18 protein-coding genes are annotated in these 18,287 nt (G+C 66.5%); 8 read left to right on the top strand and 10 right to left on the bottom strand.

Going from position 1 to position 18,287, the window contains the following annotated elements; translation table 11 throughout:
- Positions 1 to 67: 67 nt before the first annotated feature.
- Positions 68 to 610, top strand: a complete 543-nt coding sequence (gene infC, locus ACSQ24_RS19455) for a translation initiation factor IF-3 (protein ID WP_110488073.1) — start codon at positions 68 to 70, stop codon at positions 608 to 610.
- A 123-nt stretch (positions 611 to 733) separates the two neighbouring features.
- On the opposite strand, the gene ACSQ24_RS19450 is transcribed toward infC, so the two are convergent.
- The 6 genes from ACSQ24_RS19450 to ACSQ24_RS19425 all read right to left on the bottom strand — a co-directional run bounded on the left by ACSQ24_RS19450 (position 734) and on the right by ACSQ24_RS19425 (position 5,841).
- Positions 734 to 1,027, bottom strand: coding sequence for a GYD domain-containing protein (locus ACSQ24_RS19450; protein ID WP_436096271.1), 294 nt, complete (start codon positions 1,025 to 1,027; stop codon positions 734 to 736).
- 146 nt (positions 1,028 to 1,173) lie between these two features.
- A complete protein-coding gene (locus tag ACSQ24_RS19445; protein ID WP_436097928.1) occupies positions 1,174 to 1,806 on the bottom strand; it encodes an arylsulfatase in 633 nt (210 codons plus the stop codon).
- Between the two features lie 8 nt (positions 1,807 to 1,814).
- Positions 1,815 to 2,852 (bottom strand): amino acid ABC transporter substrate-binding protein, encoded by a 1,038-nt coding sequence (locus ACSQ24_RS19440; protein WP_436096270.1) that lies wholly within the window; start codon positions 2,850 to 2,852, stop codon positions 1,815 to 1,817.
- A 57-nt stretch (positions 2,853 to 2,909) separates the two neighbouring features.
- The gene (locus ACSQ24_RS19435) at positions 2,910 to 4,247 is read right to left on the bottom strand and encodes an aspartate aminotransferase family protein (protein WP_436096269.1); all 1,338 of its coding nucleotides are present in this window, start codon (positions 4,245 to 4,247) and stop codon (positions 2,910 to 2,912) included.
- Positions 4,244 to 5,137 carry a MurR/RpiR family transcriptional regulator gene (locus ACSQ24_RS19430; protein WP_436096268.1) on the bottom strand — a complete coding sequence of 298 codons (894 nt, stop codon included), beginning with the start codon at positions 5,135 to 5,137 and terminating at the stop codon, positions 4,244 to 4,246. The genes ACSQ24_RS19435 and ACSQ24_RS19430 overlap by 4 nt, the downstream gene beginning before the upstream one ends.
- Positions 5,138 to 5,247: 110 nt before the next feature.
- Positions 5,248 to 5,841 carry a TetR/AcrR family transcriptional regulator gene (locus ACSQ24_RS19425; RefSeq protein ID WP_436096267.1) on the bottom strand — a complete coding sequence of 198 codons (594 nt, stop codon included), beginning with the start codon at positions 5,839 to 5,841 and terminating at the stop codon, positions 5,248 to 5,250.
- 113 nt (positions 5,842 to 5,954) lie between these two features.
- Between ACSQ24_RS19425 and ACSQ24_RS19420 the strand changes: the two genes are divergently transcribed.
- From ACSQ24_RS19420 to rplT, 4 genes are all read left to right on the top strand, one after another.
- Positions 5,955 to 7,166 carry an MFS transporter gene (locus ACSQ24_RS19420; RefSeq protein ID WP_436096266.1) on the top strand — a complete coding sequence of 404 codons (1,212 nt, stop codon included), beginning with the start codon at positions 5,955 to 5,957 and terminating at the stop codon, positions 7,164 to 7,166.
- A 223-nt stretch (positions 7,167 to 7,389) separates the two neighbouring features.
- On the top strand, positions 7,390 to 9,891 hold the full coding sequence (locus tag ACSQ24_RS19415; RefSeq protein WP_436096265.1) for a chemotaxis protein CheW: 2,502 nt from the start codon (positions 7,390 to 7,392) through the stop codon (positions 9,889 to 9,891).
- Positions 9,892 to 10,049: 158 nt separating this feature from the next.
- Positions 10,050 to 10,250, top strand: coding sequence for a 50S ribosomal protein L35 (gene rpmI, locus ACSQ24_RS19410; RefSeq protein ID WP_110488066.1), 201 nt, complete (start codon positions 10,050 to 10,052; stop codon positions 10,248 to 10,250).
- Positions 10,251 to 10,278: 28 nt separating this feature from the next.
- The gene (gene rplT / locus ACSQ24_RS19405; protein WP_436096264.1) at positions 10,279 to 10,653 is read left to right on the top strand and encodes a 50S ribosomal protein L20; all 375 of its coding nucleotides are present in this window, start codon (positions 10,279 to 10,281) and stop codon (positions 10,651 to 10,653) included.
- A 207-nt stretch (positions 10,654 to 10,860) separates the two neighbouring features.
- On the opposite strand, the gene ACSQ24_RS19400 is transcribed toward rplT, so the two are convergent.
- Genes ACSQ24_RS19400 through ACSQ24_RS19385 form a run of 4 tightly spaced genes read right to left on the bottom strand, consistent with a single transcriptional unit; the run spans position 10,861 to position 13,261 of the window.
- On the bottom strand, positions 10,861 to 11,622 hold the full coding sequence (locus tag ACSQ24_RS19400) for a TIGR00730 family Rossman fold protein (protein WP_436096263.1): 762 nt from the start codon (positions 11,620 to 11,622) through the stop codon (positions 10,861 to 10,863).
- A 58-nt stretch (positions 11,623 to 11,680) separates the two neighbouring features.
- Positions 11,681 to 12,292 carry an SCO family protein gene (locus ACSQ24_RS19395; protein WP_436096262.1) on the bottom strand — a complete coding sequence of 204 codons (612 nt, stop codon included), beginning with the start codon at positions 12,290 to 12,292 and terminating at the stop codon, positions 11,681 to 11,683.
- The gene (locus ACSQ24_RS19390) at positions 12,289 to 12,804 is read right to left on the bottom strand and encodes a hypothetical protein (protein ID WP_436096261.1); all 516 of its coding nucleotides are present in this window, start codon (positions 12,802 to 12,804) and stop codon (positions 12,289 to 12,291) included. Before ACSQ24_RS19390 ends, ACSQ24_RS19395 begins: the two co-directional genes overlap by 4 nt.
- Before the next feature lie 4 nt (positions 12,805 to 12,808).
- Positions 12,809 to 13,261, bottom strand: a complete 453-nt coding sequence (locus tag ACSQ24_RS19385) for a hypothetical protein (RefSeq protein WP_436096260.1) — start codon at positions 13,259 to 13,261, stop codon at positions 12,809 to 12,811.
- Between the two features lie 127 nt (positions 13,262 to 13,388).
- Between ACSQ24_RS19385 and pheS the strand changes: the two genes are divergently transcribed.
- The 3 genes from pheS to pheT are packed head-to-tail and all read left to right on the top strand — an operon-like array spanning position 13,389 to position 18,097.
- The gene (gene pheS, locus ACSQ24_RS19380; RefSeq protein WP_436096259.1) at positions 13,389 to 14,471 is read left to right on the top strand and encodes a phenylalanine--tRNA ligase subunit alpha; all 1,083 of its coding nucleotides are present in this window, start codon (positions 13,389 to 13,391) and stop codon (positions 14,469 to 14,471) included.
- A 21-nt stretch (positions 14,472 to 14,492) separates the two neighbouring features.
- A complete protein-coding gene (locus ACSQ24_RS19375) occupies positions 14,493 to 15,677 on the top strand; it encodes a glycosyltransferase (RefSeq protein WP_436096258.1) in 1,185 nt (394 codons plus the stop codon).
- Complete coding sequence (pheT, locus tag ACSQ24_RS19370) at positions 15,674 to 18,097, top strand: phenylalanine--tRNA ligase subunit beta (RefSeq protein WP_436096257.1); 2,424 nt, start codon at positions 15,674 to 15,676, stop codon at positions 18,095 to 18,097. The genes ACSQ24_RS19375 and pheT overlap by 4 nt, the downstream gene beginning before the upstream one ends.
- Positions 18,098 to 18,287: the final 190 nt, after the last annotated feature.

Below are 18,287 nucleotides of genomic sequence, written 5' to 3'. Positions count from 1 at the left end.
CAACGCTTCTCGTTGTGCAATGTGTCTCACCAACGGCGCGATGCGCCAATCATAGGAGAATACAGCCATTCGTCGTCCCTTCCGTGCCGCACCAACCCCCGTCAAGGACGGTCCCCGCGCCAACCGCGACATTCGTGGCGTCCGCGACGTCCAGCTCATCGACGATACCGGCGCCAACCGTGGCGTGGTCTCGTTCTTCGAGGCGCTCAAGATTGCCGAGGACGCCGGTCTCGACCTGGTCGAGATCGCCCCCAATTCTGAGCCGCCCGTCTGCAAGATTCTCGACTATGGCCGCTTCCGCTTCCTTGAGCAGAAGAAGGCAGCCGAGGCGCGCAAGAAGCAGCGCACCATCGAGATCAAGGAAATCAAGCTCCGCCCCGGCATCGACAAGCACGACTACGACGTGAAGATGAAGGCGATGCACGGCTTCTTCGACGAAGGCGACAAGGTGAAGGTCACCCTGCGCTTCCGCGGCCGCGAAATGGCGCACCAGGACCTCGGCGTGAAGGTGTTGGAGCGCGTCAAGGCCGATCTCGTCGACATCGCCAAGGTCGAGAGCGACTGGCAGCTCGAAGGCCGCCAGATGGTGATGGTGCTCGCGCCGAAGTGATGCCGAGCCGCGCGCCCGAATAAGGCTCGCATTCGCATCGTTTTTACGAAGCCCGGCCGTTCCGGCCGGGCTTCGTTGCATTCGGACCGGCCCTGCCATCAATCGACCAGGTCAAGCCATTCCCTAGCTGACGGAACGGATGATCTCGCGATAGGCCGCCTCGGGGAAGGCTTTGAGCGTTTCCGTGCGGACATTGCCGAGCATGGCCAGTTGCAGGCAGAAGCGCGCCTGCACGGCATCGTCCGGCGCCTCGCAGATGACGACCATGTCGTATTTGCCCATCGTCATGAAGAAGGCTTTGAAATCGCCGCCCATATCCCTCAACGCCTGCTTGGCGGTGTCGAGACGGGCGGGCGAATCCTTCAGCTTGCGTGCGCCTTGGTCGGTCCAGTTGAGCAGCATGATGTAGGTGGTCATCGCGCCTCTCCCCGAAAAGGCCCGGCCTTTCCTCGGAAGCAGCATACGGCGCCGGCTTGTCGCCGCGCAGGTTCCGGATGGGCCGTTGAACCATCCGCCGGGCCTGCCTTGCCACTCTAACATCACAGGCCGGTATCCGGCAGGGCCTATCGGCTGAGCAGCCGCTTCAGCTTCCGCACCGCGCTGTCCGGGGTCGTCAACACCGGCTTGCCGGACGCAGCCGCGACCGCCGCCGCTGCTCGCGCCAGGCTGAACTGCGCCAGCGCGATCGCGTCGCAATCCGCCAACGCGCTGGCTGCCAGTGCCGCCAGCCGGTCATGCTCCGGCCCGTCGCCGCGATCGAGCGCGGCGAGCGCGCCCTCGGCGAGCTTCGGCGTCACCGTCAGCGAGGCCGGAAACTCTGGCGGCATCGATTGGAGTGTCGGCCCGAAGCTGGCGAGAAGGCCGATCTGGCCGCCGATCGCCTCGGCCTCTTCGATCATCGCCTCGTTCGGCTTCAAGACCGGCAGCGGCGACAGAGCCCGTTGCACCGCCTCGATGCAGGGCCCAAAGGCCGAACAGGTGAAGAGGATGCCATCGGCGCCGGTCGCACGGGCATAGCTTGCGAGGCTCAGGAAGCGCCCGGTCATTGCCTCGGTGATCCGTCCGTCGCGGGACAGATCGGCCGAGAGGCTGTCATCGAGCAGGTTCATCAGCGTGACTTCAGGCCACAGCCGCGCGAACGCCGCCTCGATCGGAGGCGGCGAATGGCGCAGCGCGTGGATCAGCGCGATCCGCATCGGCAAGCTTACCGGATCGGGTGCGGGTACTGCAGTCCGCCCCTGGAGGCGAGGTCGTTCAGGCCACGCTTCAATTGCAGCTTGGAGCCCGCGCCGACATTGCGCTCGAAGCTCTCGCCGTAATTGCCGACATGCTTGATGACGCGATGGGCCCAGTCATTGGTGAGGCCGAGGCCCTCGCCGAACTTGCCCTCGACGCCGAGCAGGCGCTTGATCTCCGGATTGCCCGATTTCAGCTGCTCCTCGACATTGGCCTTGGTCACGCCGAGCTCCTCGGCATTGAGCATGGCGTAATGCACCCATTTCACCAGCGCGACCCAGCTCTCGTCGCCGCGCTTCACCGCCGGGCCGAGCGGCTCGCGCGAGATCAGCGTCGGCAGGATGACGAAATCGTCCGGCTTGGAGAATTTGAGCCGCTCGGCGGCGAGGCCCGAGGTGTCGGTGGTGAAAGCGTCGCAGCGCCCGGCCTCCAGGGCCTTGACGCCCTCCTCATTCGTGGAGAAGCCGATGATCTCGTATTTGAGCTTATTGGCGCGGAAGAAGTCGGCGAGGTTGAGCTCGGTCGTCGTACCCTGCGTCACGCAGATCGAGGCGCCGTCGAGCCCCTTCGCCTCGCTCACGCCGAGCGATTTGCGCACCATGAAGCCCTGGCCGTCGAAATAGTTGATGATCGGCCAGGACATGCCCGCCGTGGTGTCGCGCGACATCGTATAGGTCGCGTTGCGGGCGAGCATGTCGACCTCACCAGATTGCACCACGACGAAGCGCATCTGCGGCGTCGTCGGGATGAACCTGACCTTGTTCGGGTCGTTGAAGATCGCCGACGCGACGGCGCGGCAAAGATCGATGTCGAGCCCGTCCCAGCGCCCGTCCGACCCCTGGATGCCGAAGCCGGGCAGGGCGATGTGGTTGCCGCAAATCAGTTCGCCGCGCGCCTTGACGCGCTCGAGCGTGCTGCTCTGGGCGGCAGCCACGCCGGAGAAGCCGAGTGTGGCGAGCCCGGCGAAGAGCAGGTGTTTCAACAATTTGGTGTTCGGTCGTTTCATGGCAGTTCCCCTGTGGTGGTCGCTACGGGCTCTTGATGGCCCGGATCAGGTAGAGCCTCAGGCCGGTCGGGCCGAGGTCAGGCTCGCGTCGATGGCGTCACCCAGACGCTCGACGATCGTATCGACGGTAGCAGCATCGATGATGAAGGGCGGTGCGAGCAGGATATGGTCGCCGGCCGTGCCGTCGGCCGTGCCGCCCATCGGGTAGATCAGCAGCCCGCGCTCCTGCGCCGCCTGCTTGATCCTGGCGTTGAGCTTCAGCGCCGGATCGAAGGGCGCCTTGCTAGAGCGGTCGGCGACGATCTCGACGCCCCAGAAATGGCCGCGCCCGCGGATATCGCCGACATGATGGTGATTGCCGAAGCGCTCGCGCAGGCGTTGTTCAAGCCTCGCTCCCTGCGTGCGGACATTGGCGAGGAGGTCGTCGCGCTCGATCACCTTCTGCACCGCGAGCGCAGTAGCGCAGGCGAGGGGATGGCCGACATAGGTCTGGCTGTGTGGGAAGACGTCTGACCCTTGCCGGACCGCCTCGACGACCCGCTTCGAGGCCAGCATCGCGCCGATCGGCGCATAGCCGCCGCCGAGCCCCTTTGCGATCGCCATCAAATCGGGCGCGATGCCCTCCTGCTCGCAGGCATGCAGCGTGCCGGTCCGCCCCATGCCGCTCATCACCTCGTCGAGGATCAGCAGCACGCCATGGCGGTCGCAGATCTCGCGGAGGCGCTTGAAGTAGCCGGGCGCGGCGGGGACGGCGCCGAGCGTCGCCCCGACCACGGTCTCGGCGACAAAGGCACAAACCGTCTCCGGCCCGAGCTCGAGGATCTTCGCCTCGAGCTCGTCGGCGACGCGAAGCCCGTATTCCTCGCTGGTCTCGTCGGCGCGCCGGTCGCGGTATTCATAGCAGGGCGAGATGTGGTGGCCCTGCATCAGCATCTCAGCGAAGGGCGCGCGGTCCTTCATCCGCCCGCCGACCGAGAGCGCCCCCAGCGTGATGCCGTGATAGCTCTGCCGGCGCGAGATGAAGTTGACTCGGCTTCTCTCGCCTTTCTCGACGAAGTAATGCCGCGCCAGCTTCAGACAGGCTTCGATCGCCTCCGAGCCGGAACTGCAGAAGTAGACTGATCCCATGCCGGCCGGTGCCCGCGCGATCAGATGATCGGCGAGTTCCTCGGCCGCATCGGTGGTGAAGAAGCTGGTATGTGCATAGGCGAGCTTGTCGATCTGCGCATGCATTGCCGCCAGCACATCGGGGTGGGCATGGCCGAGGCAAGAGACGGCGGCGCCGCCCGAGGCGTCGATATGCTCGCGCCCGTTCTGGTCGCGCAGCAGCATGCCTTCGCCGCCGGTTGCCGTCGGATAGCTCTTGCTCAGCATGCGATGCAGGATGTGGCTCATCGGTGGCCTCGCTTGGCGGGTCTTGAATTCAGAAATGTGCCGGCGGCGTCGAGTGCAGCCTCGTGGCGGACGATCGCGGCGAGTGCCGCCTCGCCCTTGCGCGCCGTCATCAGCGCCGCCAGGCATTCGACCGCGGCGAAGGCCGGCGTCATCGTGTGGAAGAAGGACGGTGTCTCGGTCCTGACCAGCAGCGTCGCATCGGCGAGGGCGGCGAGGGGCGAGAGCGCGCTGTCTGTCAGCGCCACGACCGTTGCACCGCGCCCTCTGGCGATCTCCGCCGCCTGCACGGTCAGCCGCGTATAGGGCGCGACCGAGACGGCAAAGAGCGCATCGCCCGGGCCGATCCGGCGCAGTGCATCGATGCCGCGCCCGCCGGCGCCGTCGGCGAGCACCGAGCCCGCGCCGATCAGGTCGCGGATGTAGTCGAGCATGAAGGCGGCCGGGAAGGCTGAGCGCAGGCCGAAGCAGAAGACGGTCTGTGCTTCGCTGAGCAGGTCGGCGGCCTGTTCGAAGCGGACCAGTGCCTGCGGCTCGCGTAGCGCCTTGAGATGCTCGGCGAGCGCCGCGAACATGTCCTGCGCGATCGCGCCCGGGCCCTCTTCGCCATGGCGCTGCATCAGTTCGCCGGCGCGGCCGGCAAACCCCTCCGGCCGCCGCCGCAGTGCCGCTGCGTGGACGGCGCGGAGCTCATCATAGCCCTTGAGGCCGAAGCGCTGCGCCAGCCGGGTCAGGGTGGCCGGCGACAGGCCGGCCCGCTTGGCCTGCTCGCGCGTCGTCAGCAATGCGACATCGGCCGGATGGTCGAGCACCCAGCGCGCCGCCGCCTGCAATTGCTGCGGCAGCTGCTCGAAGCTCTCGGTGAGGCTCGCCGTCAGGCGGGGCTTGTCCATGGCCAGGACGCTAGCAGGGAGTCGTGACGTCTGAAACAGAAAAGTCGATACGATAAAAAGGAAACATTTGTTTCACACGGCGATATGCGCCGCTGCACTCTGCCATCGGCTCAGTTGCGAGCGAGCAGCCCGTCGAGCATCAGGTTGAAGGCCTCGATCGCCTTGCGCGAGGTCGCCTCCGGATCGGGCGCATGCGCGATCCATTGCGCCGCATACTGCGTCGCCCCGGCGATCAGCCGCGCCGCAGCTTCGGAATCGATCGGTGCGATGACGCCGGTCTCGGCGAGCTTCGTCAGGCTCTCCGTCATCGAGCGGATGCATTCGCTGAGTGTCGGCCAGTCCCAGGGATCGCCGAGAACGGCCGGGCCTTCGCGCAGCATGATGCGCTGGATTTCCGGATCGAGCGCCAGCTCGATATAGGCGGTGCATTCGTCACGAAAGCCGGTCCAGGGGTCATCAGCCTTCGCCGTGACGGCGCGCATATGTGCGTTCATTTCGCCGTCGATCTCGGCGATCACCGCGGCGAGCAGGCCCTTCTTGTCGCCGAAATGATGGTAGAGTGCGCCCCGTGTCAGCCCGGCCGAGGCGGTGAGCTCGTCCATCGAGGTCTCGGCATAGCCGACCGTGCCGAAGGCGGTGCGCGCCGCGGCGATCAGCTTGGCCCGGGTCTCGGCAATCATCTGCGTGCGCGGCTTGCGCGTCATCCATGTTCCTTTCGCATACGAGGCGTATGTGAATTGACATACGGTGCGTATGTAATTATTCATGTCACATACGCTACGTATGTCAATTACGCTTTGATGCGACGGAGACGTCCATGCCTAACCCCTATCGCGAGATTTTCCGGGCTCCCGGCTCGATCGGCTTCTCAGCCGCCGGCTTCATCGCCCGCATGCCATTCTCGATGGTGACGATTGGCATCGTCACCATGCTCTCCCAGGCGCGCGGCCAGTACTGGCTTGCCGGTGGCGTCGCCGCGACATTCGCGCTCGCCAATGCGCTGATCGCGCCACAGATCTCGCGGCTGGTCGATCGCCACGGCCAGAGCAAGGTGCTGATCCCCGCTACACTCGCGACCGTCGTCGCGCTGACCGGCCTGATGCTGGCGACGCGGCTCAACGCGCCGACCTGGGTGCTCTTCCTGTTCGCCGGCCTCGCCGGATTGACGCCCAGCATGATGGCGATGGTGCGTGCCCGCTGGACCGAGATCTATCGCGACACGCCGCATCTGCGCACCGCCTTCGCCTTCGAATCGGTTGTCGACGAGGTCATCTTCATGCTCGGTCCGGTGATCGCGATCGGCCTCAGCGTCGTCTGGTTCCCTGAAGCCGGGCCGCTTGCGGCGACGATTCTGCTTGCCATCGGCATGGCTCTGTTCGTGGCGCAGCGCGCGACCGAGCCGCCGGTGCATGCCCACGGCGCTGGCGCCGGCGGCTCCGCCATCCGGCTGGTGCCGGTGCAGATTATCGCGCTGCTGATGGTCGCGCTCGGCGTTGTCTTCGGCACGGCCGAGGTCACCGCGGTGGCGTTCGCGGAAGCACAGGGCAACAAGGCCGCGGCGAGCCTGGCGCTGGCCGCCTATGCCGCCGGCTCCTTCATCACCGGCCTGATCTTCGGTGCGCTCCGCCTGCGCCTGCCGCTGGCGACGCAATTGCTGCTCGCGATCGGACTCGCCGCAGCGACGACGCTGCCGCTGCTGATCGTGTCGTCGCTCTGGATGCTGGGCACCGTGCTCTTCATTGCCGGCGCCTCGATCTCGCCGACCGTCATCGTCGCCATGGCGCTGGTCGAGCGGCATGTGCCGGCCTCGAAGCTGACCGAGGGCATCACCTGGGTGATGACCGGCATGGGTATCGGCATGGCGGCGGGCTCGGCCGCCTCGGGCTGGTTGATCGATCTCTATGGTGCGAGCACCGGCTTCTACGTCTCGGTCGCCGGCGGCTTCTCGGCGCTGGCGATCGTCGCAGTCGGGTTCTGCCTGATCGCCGAGCCGCGATCGGCCGGGCAGAGGCAGGTGGCTCCGGCCTGAAGGCCGCAGCGGACCCGCATTCCTGCCGCCAAATCGACGAAACTGCCTATCAAATCAGCAGTTTCGCCGCCCGCACCGGATGCGAATCAGATCTGCTCTGGTCTAGCGTCCGGCCTTGTGCCGGACGCTGACGGGGAATGCGTCCAGGCCTGATCGGGAGCAGACGATGGGGGGCAGCCAGGATTTGGCCGCGGGTCCACAGCTTGCGCGTTTGGTCAGGCATATGCATGCGATCACCGCCTATCGCGAGGATCTCGGCCGACTGCAGGCCTCCTGGGATACGCTGAGTCTGCTCGGCGAATTGTCCGGCAACGCCACCGAGATGGCCGGAACGCGCGCCGCCTTCGGCGAGCTCAGCATGACTCTCCTCAGGCACCTTGCGGTCGAGACGCATCGCAAGGCGCTGGCGGACCTCAGGACCAAGGCCCAGAACGCCATCAACATCCTGATCCGCAATCTCTTCGAGCGCACGGCCGATATCGGCTTCCTCTGCGCGGACGCGCATGTTCGTGCCCTGCTGGAGGACGATGGCGAGGACGCCGCTGCTCGCATCGCCCTGGAAGCGCGCTTCCGCGAATACGTCGCCAAGTATTCGGTCTATTCCGACATCGTCCTGTTGGATGCGCAGGGCGTTGTTCAGGCGCGGCTGGAGCCGCACGCAGCCGCAGGCAGCAGCCATTCGATCGTCGCCGATGCGCTGGCGAGCGAGGGAGGCTATGTTGAATATTTCGGTCCGCTCGACGTGGTTTCCGGCGAAGCGCGCCTGGTCTACGCATGGCGGGTCGAGCGGCCGGGGCAGCGCCCGCTCGGTGTGCTCCTGCTCGTCTTTCGGCTCGCCGACGAGATGGAGGGCATCTTTCGCAAGCTGATCCCGCCGGAGGACTGGACGGTGCTCGCCTGCGTCGGTCCTGACGGTTCGGTGATCGCCAGCTCCTGCCCGATCCAGGTGCCAGCTGGCGTGAAGCTGCCGGCGCAAGCGCTGCGAGCCTCGGAGCAGCCGCTGCGGTTTGGTGGGCGCCAGTATCTTGCCGTGGCCTGCACCGCTGCGGGCTATCAAGGATATCCCGGTCCGGGCTGGACCTGTGTCGGGTTGCTGCCGCTCGAGATCGCATTCGAGCAGGCGGGGGATGTGGGCGGCGGCACGATCGACCCAGGTCTGCTCGATGCAATGTCGGGCGGCTCCGCGCTGTTGCCCGACGAATTGCGCACCGTTTCGCGCAAGGCCGCCGTGATTCAGCGCGACCTCAACCGCTCTGTCTGGAATGGCTGGATCCGGTTGTCCGACTCGACCGAAGCCAATGTCGACTTCTCGAAGTTGCTCCTGTCGGAGGTTTCGAATGCCGGCGGCAGGACCCAGGCCGTTTTCGAGGCGTCGATCGGCGATCTCTATCGCACGGTGATCGCCGCGATCCTGGCGAAATGCCAGGCGCATGCCGCTTTCGCGATCGACGTCATGGACCGCAATCTCTACGAGCGCGCAAACGACTGCCGCTGGTGGGCGCTGGATGCGACCCTCGCCGCCGGCTTGGCCGGAAAGACGCCGCAGAATGCCCGCGCCTGCCATGAGGTGCTCGGAGCGATCAATGCGCTTTACACCGTCTACAGCAATTTGATCCTGTTCGATGCGGATGGATGCGTAATCGCCGTCTCGCAGCCCGGGCACGAACATCTGGTGGGCAGCGTCCTCGGCGGCGAGTGGGTGACGCGGGCGCTGTCGCTGCGCACGACGCAGGACTACGTCGTATCGGCCTTCGAACCGACTGCGCTCTATGGCGACGCGGCGACCTATGTCTATGCCGCTGCGGTCCCAAGTCGGAACGGCCGTCCGCTCGGAGGCGTCGCCATCGTCTTCGATGCAGCACCTCAGTTCGCGGCGATGCTGCAGGACAGTCTCCCGCGTGATGCCGCCGGGCGACCGCTGCCGGGCGCCTTCGCACTTTTCATCGATGAGGCGGGCTACATCATCGCCGCCAGCGACGAGCGTTTTCCAGCCGGCTCCAGCTGCCCCTTCGACCTCGACCTCGCCAGCGTCGGCGCCGGGAGAGATTCGACCCGGATCGCGGTCTTCGAAGGAAGCAGCTATGCGATCGGCTCTGCCCTCTCGCAGGGATACCGCGAATACAAGAACGGGGACGGCTATCGTTGCGACATTGTCGCCGTTTGCGCCGTGCCGCTGGGTGCCGCCGCGACAAAGGCGGCGGGGGTGCCGCTGCTACCCTCGACCAGTGCCGAGGGATTGCTGCGCCGCGGCGGCGAGCGCGGCCCGGTGACCGAGATCGCCAGCTTCCATATCGGCCCGCATTGGCTCGGCGTCCCGGCTCGCGAGGTGATGGCAGCCGTCGACGCGCTCGACATGAAGCCCGCCGCCGCCACGCGCGCCGGAGCCGCCTTCGCCGGCTACAAGCTGCATCAGGGCGTGCCGGTGCCGGTGCTGCGGCTCGGCGCCCGTCTGGGAATCGCGGAGGGTTCCTCCGACGACCAGCAGATCGTCATCGTGCGCTCGCAAGGCAGGGCGCTCGGCCTTCTGGTCGACGCGTTGGGCGCCATTCCCGCCGTGGCTTCGGACGACATCCGGCCGTTGAAGGACCTGACGGCGCGTGACGACGTTCCGGCGATCGGGGTCGTCGGCAATGCCGGCGCCGGCATGCTGATGCTGCTCGATGTCGAGCGGTTGGGGCGCGACCTTGTGGGAGCGCCGGCACCGCGCGTCGAAGCGGCCGAGTAGTCCTCTGATCGCGGGCCCTTGTCACCGGCTGGCTTTTCTGCGATACGCGCGCCTTCGATCGCCCGGCTGATAAGGGCTGCCGTGGCGGTCGTACTTTGCTTCCCAAAGCAAAACTCAAGCGGCGCACCTTGCGCGCTCGCGACCTATGAGGAGCTGAAATGCCCAAGATGAAGACCAAATCGGCCGCCAAGAAGCGGTTCAAGCTCACCGGAACCGGCAAGGTGCTCTATGCCCAGGCCGGCAAGCGTCACGGCATGATCAAGCGGACCAACAAGCAGCTCCGCAATCACCGTGGGACGAACGTTCTTTTCGAGGGCGATGCTGCCAACGTGAAGAAGTATTTCCTCCCCAACGGCTAACGCCTGACAACCTTTCCGGAGATTAAACATGGCTCGCGTGAAACGGGGCGTTACGTCCCACGCCAAGCACAAGAAGACTTTCCAGGCCGCCAAGGGTTTCTATGGCCGCCGCAAGAACACGATCCGCGCCGCCAAGGCGGCTGTCGATCGGTCGATGCAATATGCCTATCGTGACCGCAAGAACCGGAAGCGCACCTTCCGCGCGCTCTGGATCCAGCGCCTGAACGCTGCGGTGCGCGAGCACGGCCTGACCTATTCGGTCTTCATCGGCGGCCTCATCAAGGCGAACCTCGAGCTCGACCGCAAGACCCTGTCGGCCCTCGCCATCGACGACGCAGCTGCCTTCGCTGCGGTGGTCGAGACGGTCAAGGGCGCGCTCGCCGCCGAAGCCAAGGCCGCCTGAGCGGTCCGACCTGATCGGAATACGAAAGGCCGGCGGAAACGCCGGCCTTTTTCGTTTGGCAGTGCGGCGCAACGAGAACGAGGTCATCCCGGACAAGCCGCGATAGCGGCGCCGATCCGGGATCCATTCCTGAACCGTTCCGGAATGGGTCCCGGGTCTCCCTGCGGTCGCCCGGGACGACTGAAAGGGTGGAGCGCAATCGGGCGGTTACGTCTGCACCTTATCGACCGCCTTCGGCGTCCAGCTCTCGCCGGCGCCGTCGACGATGCGCTGATAGGCTTCCTCCGGATTGTCGGCATAGCAGAACAGCTTCAGGTCCTCCGGGCGGATGAAGCCCGCTTCGGCCATCCGTTCGAGGTTGATCAGCCCCTGCCAGTAGGCGCTGTCATAGAGCACGATCGGCACCGGCGGCATCTTGCCGGTCTGCACCAGCGTTATGATCTCGAATAATTCGTCGAGCGTGCCGAAGCCGCCGGGGAAGACCACCAGCGCTGCCGCCCGCATGGCGAGATGCATCTTGCGCATCGCGAAATAGTGGAAGCGGAAGGTCAGGTCCGGCGTCGACCAGGCGTTCGGCTCCTGCTCATGCGGCAGGGTGATGTTGAAGCCGATCGAGACCGCGCCGGCTTCGGACGCGCCACGGTTGGCGGCCTCCATGATGCCCGGCCCGCCGCCGGTGGCGACGACATGGTGGCGCCCCTCGGTGCCCGGCTTCAGCGCGCCGCCGCGTTCCGAGGCGATCCGGCCGAACTCCCGCGCCGCCTCATACCAGGGATTGCCTTCGCGCACCCGCGCCGAGCCGAAGACGACGATGGTCGAGAGGATGCCGCGGGCCCGCAAGCTGTCCTCGGCCTTCTGGTATTCGAGCATGAAGCGCACCCCGCGCGTCGAATCCCCGAGGAGAAAGTCCTGGTCGAGCGCGGCGATCCGGTAGGAGGGCGAGTTCTTCTGGGCGCTGCTGTCGGGCATAGGCGAGCTTCTCTGCGGGCGGCGGGTTGCGCTGAAACGATGCGCCACGCCTATCACGTCACGAGATGTATTTCCGCAATACGCCCGCCATGCGTTCGGCGCCGGAGTTATGGGGCAGCAGGGTCAGGAAGCGGCCGTCCGGTCCCATCAGATAGGTCAGCGAGCCGTGGTCGATGGTGTATTCGCCATGGCCGTGATGCGTTTGCGTCAGCTTGCGGCGATGGACCTTGTAGGCTCTGGCGACCGCTGCCAACTCAGCCTCGCTGCCCGATAGCCCGATCAACCGGGGATGGAAGTTCGCGACATAGGCGGCCATGACGGCCGGGGTGTCGTTGACCGGATCGACGCTGATGAACATTGGAGCGATCTTCGCGGCCAACGGCCCGAGCGCGTCGAGCGCCTGCGCGATGATCGGCAGGTCGATCGGGCAGGTCTCGGCGCAGGTGGTGAAGCCGAAATAGATTAGCATGAAGCGGCCACGGAAATCGGCCTCGGTGACGCGCTTGCCGCTATGATCGGTCAGGCTGAACGGGCCACCGAACTGCGTCGCCAGCGGGTCGCGTGGGCGAGGGGAGACGGGTGGCGCGTTGTGGTCATGGCCGAAGGCTCGCGTGGCAAGCGTCACCATGAGGCCGGCGAGAAGGCTCCGGCGCGCGAGGCAGCCGCTCACGGCTTCGGCTTGGGCTGGAGCCCCTTGATGCCGAACGGCCCATCTTCGGCGATGATCCGGTTGGCCTGCGGATCGCCGCGCCACCATTCCTCCACCTTGCCGTTCCTGGCTTCCCAATCGGCCTTGAAGCGCTCGGCGGCGATCCAGTCCTGGTCGGGCCGTTCCCGCAGGCGCTGCACGAAGAACAGGGTCACCGCCGGGTTCTCGATCAGCAGGCCGTCGGCCTCGATCTCGCGCCCGCAGTAACCGGCGAGGTCGCTGGTTGCGCCGGCGAAGTCGGTGTTCGACTTGGCGACCAGCCTGAAGGTTCCGTCGGCGAGCGCGAGTCCCAGCTGCCGTCTGCCGCCGCCGCAATCCGGCAGGCAGCGGCCCTTGAGCTGGCAGAGCGCGTCTACGACGCGGCCCTTCAGGAGCGCCTGCTTCTCATGCGGGATGTTCCAGGGCTCGGCGGCGAGCGCGGTTCCCGCGATCAGCTGAGCCGCGACGCCAAGTGCTGCTGCGATGGCCCGCATTGCCTCAATTCCCGAACGGCTGGATGCCGTGTTCCTCATGCGTCATCGTGATGACGCCCTTGTCATCGGCGATGCGGTCGACCAGCAGGTACTTGACGCCGTCGCGCTCAAGCAGTTCGCCATCGACCGTGACCTCGTGGGTCGCCAGTTTCGCCACGCGCGGATTGCCGGCGCTGTCCTCGTCGTCGCCGATCTTCAGGATCAGATAGAGATTGCCGCCGGCATCGCGGATCGCGACTGGAATGCCGCCGAGGGCGCACCAGATCGCGCATTGATGATGGGCCGTGCCCTTGGCGAACATCAAACCGCTGATCGTGCACCAGCTGTCGCTGATCTCGCCGGTGACGGTGACACGCTGGCCGCTCTGCTGGGCGGATGCGGGCGCCGTGAAGGCGAAGAGCGCTGCAAAAGCTGCGGACAGGACCGCTGGTCGCAGGGCTTGAGACAAGATTGTCATCTTTGCACGCGATCCCGGAATTCGACTGGCATTTGCGCGCTTGCGCGATGCTTTGCCAGCACGATTGCCCCTAGCCTCACCGCCGCTGACACCATAGAAGATGCCTCGCAAACGGACCAGAGCAGGCATGAACGACATCGACACCCTTCGCGATTCACTTGTCGGTGAGATCGAGGCGGCGAGCGACGAGGCGGCGCTCGAGCAGCTGCGCATCGCAGCGCTCGGCAAGACCGGCTCGGTCTCGGGCCTGCTGAAGACGCTCGGCACGATGACGCCGGACGAGCGCAAGGAGCAGGGGCCGCGCATCAACGGCCTGCGCGACATCGTCCAGCAGGCGCTCGCGGCCCGCAAGGACGCACTTGGCGAGGCTGCCCTCGAAGTCAGGCTCGCGGCCGAGCGGCTCGACATCTCGCTGCCGGTGCGCGAGGGGCCGGAGGCGCGCGGGCGCATCCACCCGATCAGCCAGGTCATCGACGAGATCACCGCGATCTTCGGCGACATGGGCTTCTCGGTCGCCGAAGGGCCGGATGTCGAGACCGACGACCTCAACTTCACCAAGCTCAACTTCCCGGTCGGCCACCCGGCCCGGGAGATGCACGACACCTTCTTCTTCGCGCCGGATTCCAATGGCGAGCGCAAGCTCTTGCGCACCCACACCTCGCCGGTCCAGGTGCGCACCATGCTGTCGCAGGAGCCGCCGATCCGGGTGATCTGCCCCGGTCGGACCTACCGCATGGATTCCGACCAGACCCACACGCCGATGTTCCATCAGGTCGAAGGCCTCGTCATCGACAAGAAGACCCATTTCGGTCACATGAAATGGGTGCTGGAGGAGTTCTGCAAGGCGTTCTTCGAGGTCGAAGGCGTCAAGATGCGCTTCCGGCCGTCCTTCTTCCCCTTCACCGAGCCGTCGGCCGAGGTCGACATCCAGTGCTCGCGCAAGGATGGTGAAATCCGCTTCGGCGAGGGCGACGACTGGCTCGAGATACTCGGCTGCGGCATGGTCCACCCGAACGTGCTGAAGAATTGCGGGCTCGATCCCGACGTCTATCAGGGCTTCGCCTGGGGCATGGGCATCGACCGCATCGCCATGCTGAAATACGGCATGGCGGACCTGCGACCGTTCTTCGAGGCCGATATCCGCTGGCTCTCTCATTACGGCTTCCGCCCGCTCGACCTGCCGACGCTGACCGGTGGGCTGTCCTCGTAACCGCACGATGAGGGGAGACGCATGAACGCGGCGCAATGGGCTGGCCTGATCGCGGCAACGATGGTTGCCGCCAATCTGCTTTGCTTGGGCGTCGCCTTCGTGCGCCTGCGCCGTCGGCAAGTGCCGTCGCGCCTGCAGAAGCTCGCGCCGCCGGTGACGATCGTGCGCCCGGTGCGCGGCATCGAGACCTTCAGCCGGGAGACGCTGACCTCCGGCCTCGAGCTCGATTATCCTCAGTACGAGACGATCTTCTGCGTCGCCGACGGCCATGATCCGATCGTGCCGCTGATCGAGGAGCTGATCGGGGCCTATGGTCCGGACCGCGTGCGCCTGATCATCGGCGACGTCGCCGTCAGCGCCAATCCCAAGCTCAACAACTGCGTCAAGGGCTGGGAGGCGGCGCGCCACGACTGGGTCGTCCTCGCCGATTCCAATGTGCTGATGCCCAAGGACTATATCCAGCGGCTGATGGCCGCCTGGCGCGAGGACACCGGCCTCGTCTGCTCGACGCCCGCCGGCTCGCGGCCAGGCTGCTTCGGCGCCGAAGTCGAGTGCGCCTTCCTCAATACTTTCCAGGCGCGCTGGCAATATGCTGGCGAGGCGCTCGGCTTCGGCTTCGCCCAGGGCAAGTCGATGCTCTGGAACAAGCCCTTCCTCGACGCCAATGGCGGCATCGCCGCGCTCGCCGCCGAGATCGCCGAGGATGCGGCGGCGACCAAGCTGGTGCGCAGGGCCGGCAAGCATGTCCATCTCGTCGGGCAGCCCTTCGAGCAGCCACTCGGGCCGCGCAACCTGCGCGACGTCGTCCAGCGCCAGTTCCGCTGGGCGCGGCTGCGCCGCGTCACCTTCCTGCCCTTCTTCGCGCCGGAGATCCTGGTCGGGCCGCTGGTGCCGGCGCTGCTCGCCGCTTACGCCGCTCCGGCTTTCGGGCTGGCGATCTGGCAGGCCGTGCTCGCCGTGCTCGCTGTCTGGTATGCCGGCGAGATGGTGCTGGCGAAGGGCGTCGGCTGGTTCCTGAACTGGCGCACGCCTGCGGCCTATCTGGTGCGCGACCTCGTCTTTCCCGGCATCTGGGCCTATGCCTTCGTCGCCCGCGAGGTGAGCTGGCGCGGCAACGATATGAAGATCAAGACGGACGGCGAGGACGAGCTGAACGCGGCCCCGGCGCTCTCCACAGCCAACATGCGTAGCGACGGAAGATCATGAAGTTCACCCTCTCCTGGCTCAAAGAGCATCTCGACACCACGGATTCGCTCGACACCATCACCGAGGCGCTGACCCGCATCGGTCTCGAGGTCGAGGCGGTCGAGGACAAGGCCAAGGCGCTCTCCGCCTTCACCATCGCCTATGTCATCGAGGCGAAGCAGCACCCGAACGCCGATCGCCTGCGCGTCTGCATGGTCGACACCGGCTCGGGTGAGCCCGTCCAGGTCGTCTGCGGCGCGCCCAATGCCCGCACCGGCATGAAGAGCGTCTTCTCACCGCCCGGCACCTACATTCCCGGCAAGGACATCACGCTCGGCAAGGGCGTGATCCGCGGCGTCGAGTCGAACGGCATGCTCTGCTCGGCCGCCGAGCTGCAGCTCTCCGAGGATCATGACGGCATCATCGACCTGCCCGAGGATGCGCCGGTCGGCCAGCCCTACGCGACTTACGCCGGCCTCGACGATGCCGTGATCGAGATCGCGGTGACGCCGAACCGGGCCGATGCGCTCGGCGTGTCCGGCATCGCCCGCGACCTCGCCGCGGCCGGCCTCGGCACGGTCAAGACGCCGCCGGTCCAGCCGGTGCGCGGCACCTTCCCGTGCCCAGTCGATCTCAAGCTTGATTTCGTCGAGGAGGACCGCAATCTCTGCCAGGTCTTCGCGCTGCGCCTGGTGCGCGGCGTCAAGAACGGCCCGTCGCCGGAGTGGCTGCAGGCGCGGCTGCGCGCCATCGGCCTTCGCCCGATCAATGCGCTGGTCGACATCACCAACTTCATGACCTTCGACCGCAATCGGCCGCTTCACGTCTTCGACGCGGCCAAGGTCAAGGGCGATCTCGTCGTCCGCCGCGCCAAGGATGGCGAGGAGGTGCTGGCGCTCGACGGCAGGACCTATGCGCTGACCTCCGACATGGTCGTCATCACCGACGACAACGGCGTCGAATCGATCGCCGGCGTGATGGGCGGCGAGCATTCCGGCTGTGACGAGACGACGACCGATGTGCTGGTCGAGAGTGCGCTCTGGAACACGCTCAACATCGCCCGCACCGGCCGCGCCCTCGGCATCAACTCCGACGCGCGCTATCGCAACGAGCGCGGCATCGACCCGGACTTCACTCGGCCCGGCCTCGACATGGCGACGCAGATGATCATGACGCTCTGCGGCGGTGAGCCGTCCGAGGTCGTCTTCGCCGGCGATTTGCCGGAGAGCCCGCGTGCCATCGATTTCCCCTGGTCCGAGGTCAAGCGCCTGACCGGGCTCGACCTGCCTCAAGTCGAGATGAAGCTGGCGCTGACTTCCCTCGGCTTCCACGTCTCGGGCGCTGGCGAGCGCGTCAAGGTCGCGCCGCCGTCCTGGCGCGCCGATGTCGAGGGCAAGGCCGATCTCGTCGAGGAGATCCTGCGCATCGCCGGCATCGACCGCGTCGATCCGGCGCCGCTGCCGCGTATCAAGGGCGAGGTGATCAAGCCGGTTCTGACCGTGCTGCAGAAGCGCACGCGCCTGGCCAAGCGCCTGCTCGCCAGCCGCGGCCTGGTCGAGGCCGTGACCTGGTCCTTCATCTCGCATGATCAGGCCAAGCTCTTCGGCGGCGGCTCGCGCAAGCTCGTGCTCGCCAATCCGATCGCGGCCGATCTCTCCGACATGCGACCCTCGCTGCTGCCGGGGTTGATCCGCTCGGCGCAGGCCAATGCCGATCGCGGCTTCGGTGACGTCGCCTTGTTCGAGGTCGGCCAGATCTTCCAGAGCGACGAGCCGGAAGGCCAGCTCATCGCCGCCGCGGGCCTGCGCCGCGGCACGGCCAGGCTCGAGGGCGCCGGCCGCCATTGGGACGGCGCGGCCAAGCCGGTCGACGCCTTCGACGCCAAGGCTGACGTGTTCGGCCTGCTCTCCGGGCTCGGTGTACCGGTCGGCGGTCTGCAGATCGTTGCCGGCGGTCCGGCCTGGGCCCATCCCGGCCGCTCGGCCACCTTGCAGTTCGGTCCCAAGGGCGTGATCGGCGCCTTCGGCGAGGTTCATCCGCGCGTGCTCAAGGAACTCGACGTCAAGGGGCCGCTGGTCGCCTTCGAGATCCATCTCGATGCGCTGCCGCTGCCGAAGTACAAGCCGACCAAGGTCAAGCCGAAGCTCGTACTCTCCGATTTCCAGCCGGTGACGCGCGACTTCGCCTTCATCGTCGACAAGGCGGTCGCGGCCGGCGACATGGCCAGGAGCGCCCAGAACGCCGACCGGGCGCTGGTCTCCGAGACGAGCGTCTTCGATCTATACGAGGGCGCGGGCGTCGAAGCCGGCAAGAAGTCGGTGGCGCTGGCGGTGACGCTGCAGCCGACGCAGAAGACGCTGACCGACACCGAGATCGAGGCCGTGGCCGGCAAGATCGTCGCGGAGATGGCCAAGCGCTATGGGGCTGTGCTGCGGGGATAAGGATGTCGCGCAGAAACTGAGGGGCGCGGGGAACCCTTCTCCCGTATGGGAGAAGGGCAGGGATGAGGGCCTGCCCTAACCGCAGAAGACGCAGCGGTCCTGTCGCGTTCCAATAATCAACGGCGGTCCCTCACCCCTACCCCTCTCCCATACGGGAGAGGGGTTTCCGCGCTTACCCACTGCCCGCCGT

The sequence above is a fragment of the Allobosea sp. LjRoot237 genome (genome assembly GCF_964253285.1).
In the GTDB taxonomy this organism is placed as follows: Bacteria; Pseudomonadota; Alphaproteobacteria; order Rhizobiales; family Beijerinckiaceae; genus Allobosea.
The sequence above is the reverse complement of the archived record's forward strand: the minus strand, read 5'-3'. Positions and strand labels throughout refer to the sequence as shown.

Bases quoted from the DNA above. Each gene is read 5' to 3' on its own strand.
- ACSQ24_RS19450 (WP_436096271.1), bottom strand. From the start codon at position 1,027: ATGACCACCTACATCATGCTGCTCAACTGGACCGACCAAGGCGCACGC.
- ACSQ24_RS19445 (WP_436097928.1), bottom strand. From the start codon at position 1,806: ATGCGGATCGCGCTGATCCACGCGCTGCGCCATTCGCCGCCTCCGATC.
- ACSQ24_RS19440 (WP_436096270.1), bottom strand. From the start codon at position 2,852: ATGAAACGACCGAACACCAAATTGTTGAAACACCTGCTCTTCGCCGGG.
- ACSQ24_RS19435 (WP_436096269.1), bottom strand. From the start codon at position 4,247: ATGAGCCACATCCTGCATCGCATGCTGAGCAAGAGCTATCCGACGGCA.
- ACSQ24_RS19430 (WP_436096268.1), bottom strand. From the start codon at position 5,137: ATGGACAAGCCCCGCCTGACGGCGAGCCTCACCGAGAGCTTCGAGCAG.
- ACSQ24_RS19425 (WP_436096267.1), bottom strand. From the start codon at position 5,841: ATGACGCGCAAGCCGCGCACGCAGATGATTGCCGAGACCCGGGCCAAG.
- ACSQ24_RS19420 (WP_436096266.1), top strand. From the start codon at position 5,955: ATGCCTAACCCCTATCGCGAGATTTTCCGGGCTCCCGGCTCGATCGGC.
- ACSQ24_RS19415 (WP_436096265.1), top strand. From the start codon at position 7,390: ATGCATGCGATCACCGCCTATCGCGAGGATCTCGGCCGACTGCAGGCC.
- rpmI (WP_110488066.1), top strand. From the start codon at position 10,050: ATGCCCAAGATGAAGACCAAATCGGCCGCCAAGAAGCGGTTCAAGCTC.
- rplT (WP_436096264.1), top strand. From the start codon at position 10,279: ATGGCTCGCGTGAAACGGGGCGTTACGTCCCACGCCAAGCACAAGAAG.
- ACSQ24_RS19400 (WP_436096263.1), bottom strand. From the start codon at position 11,622: ATGCCCGACAGCAGCGCCCAGAAGAACTCGCCCTCCTACCGGATCGCC.
- ACSQ24_RS19390 (WP_436096261.1), bottom strand. From the start codon at position 12,804: ATGCGGGCCATCGCAGCAGCACTTGGCGTCGCGGCTCAGCTGATCGCG.
- ACSQ24_RS19385 (WP_436096260.1), bottom strand. From the start codon at position 13,261: ATGACAATCTTGTCTCAAGCCCTGCGACCAGCGGTCCTGTCCGCAGCT.
- pheS (WP_436096259.1), top strand. From the start codon at position 13,389: ATGAACGACATCGACACCCTTCGCGATTCACTTGTCGGTGAGATCGAG.
- ACSQ24_RS19375 (WP_436096258.1), top strand. From the start codon at position 14,493: ATGAACGCGGCGCAATGGGCTGGCCTGATCGCGGCAACGATGGTTGCC.
- pheT (WP_436096257.1), top strand. From the start codon at position 15,674: ATGAAGTTCACCCTCTCCTGGCTCAAAGAGCATCTCGACACCACGGAT.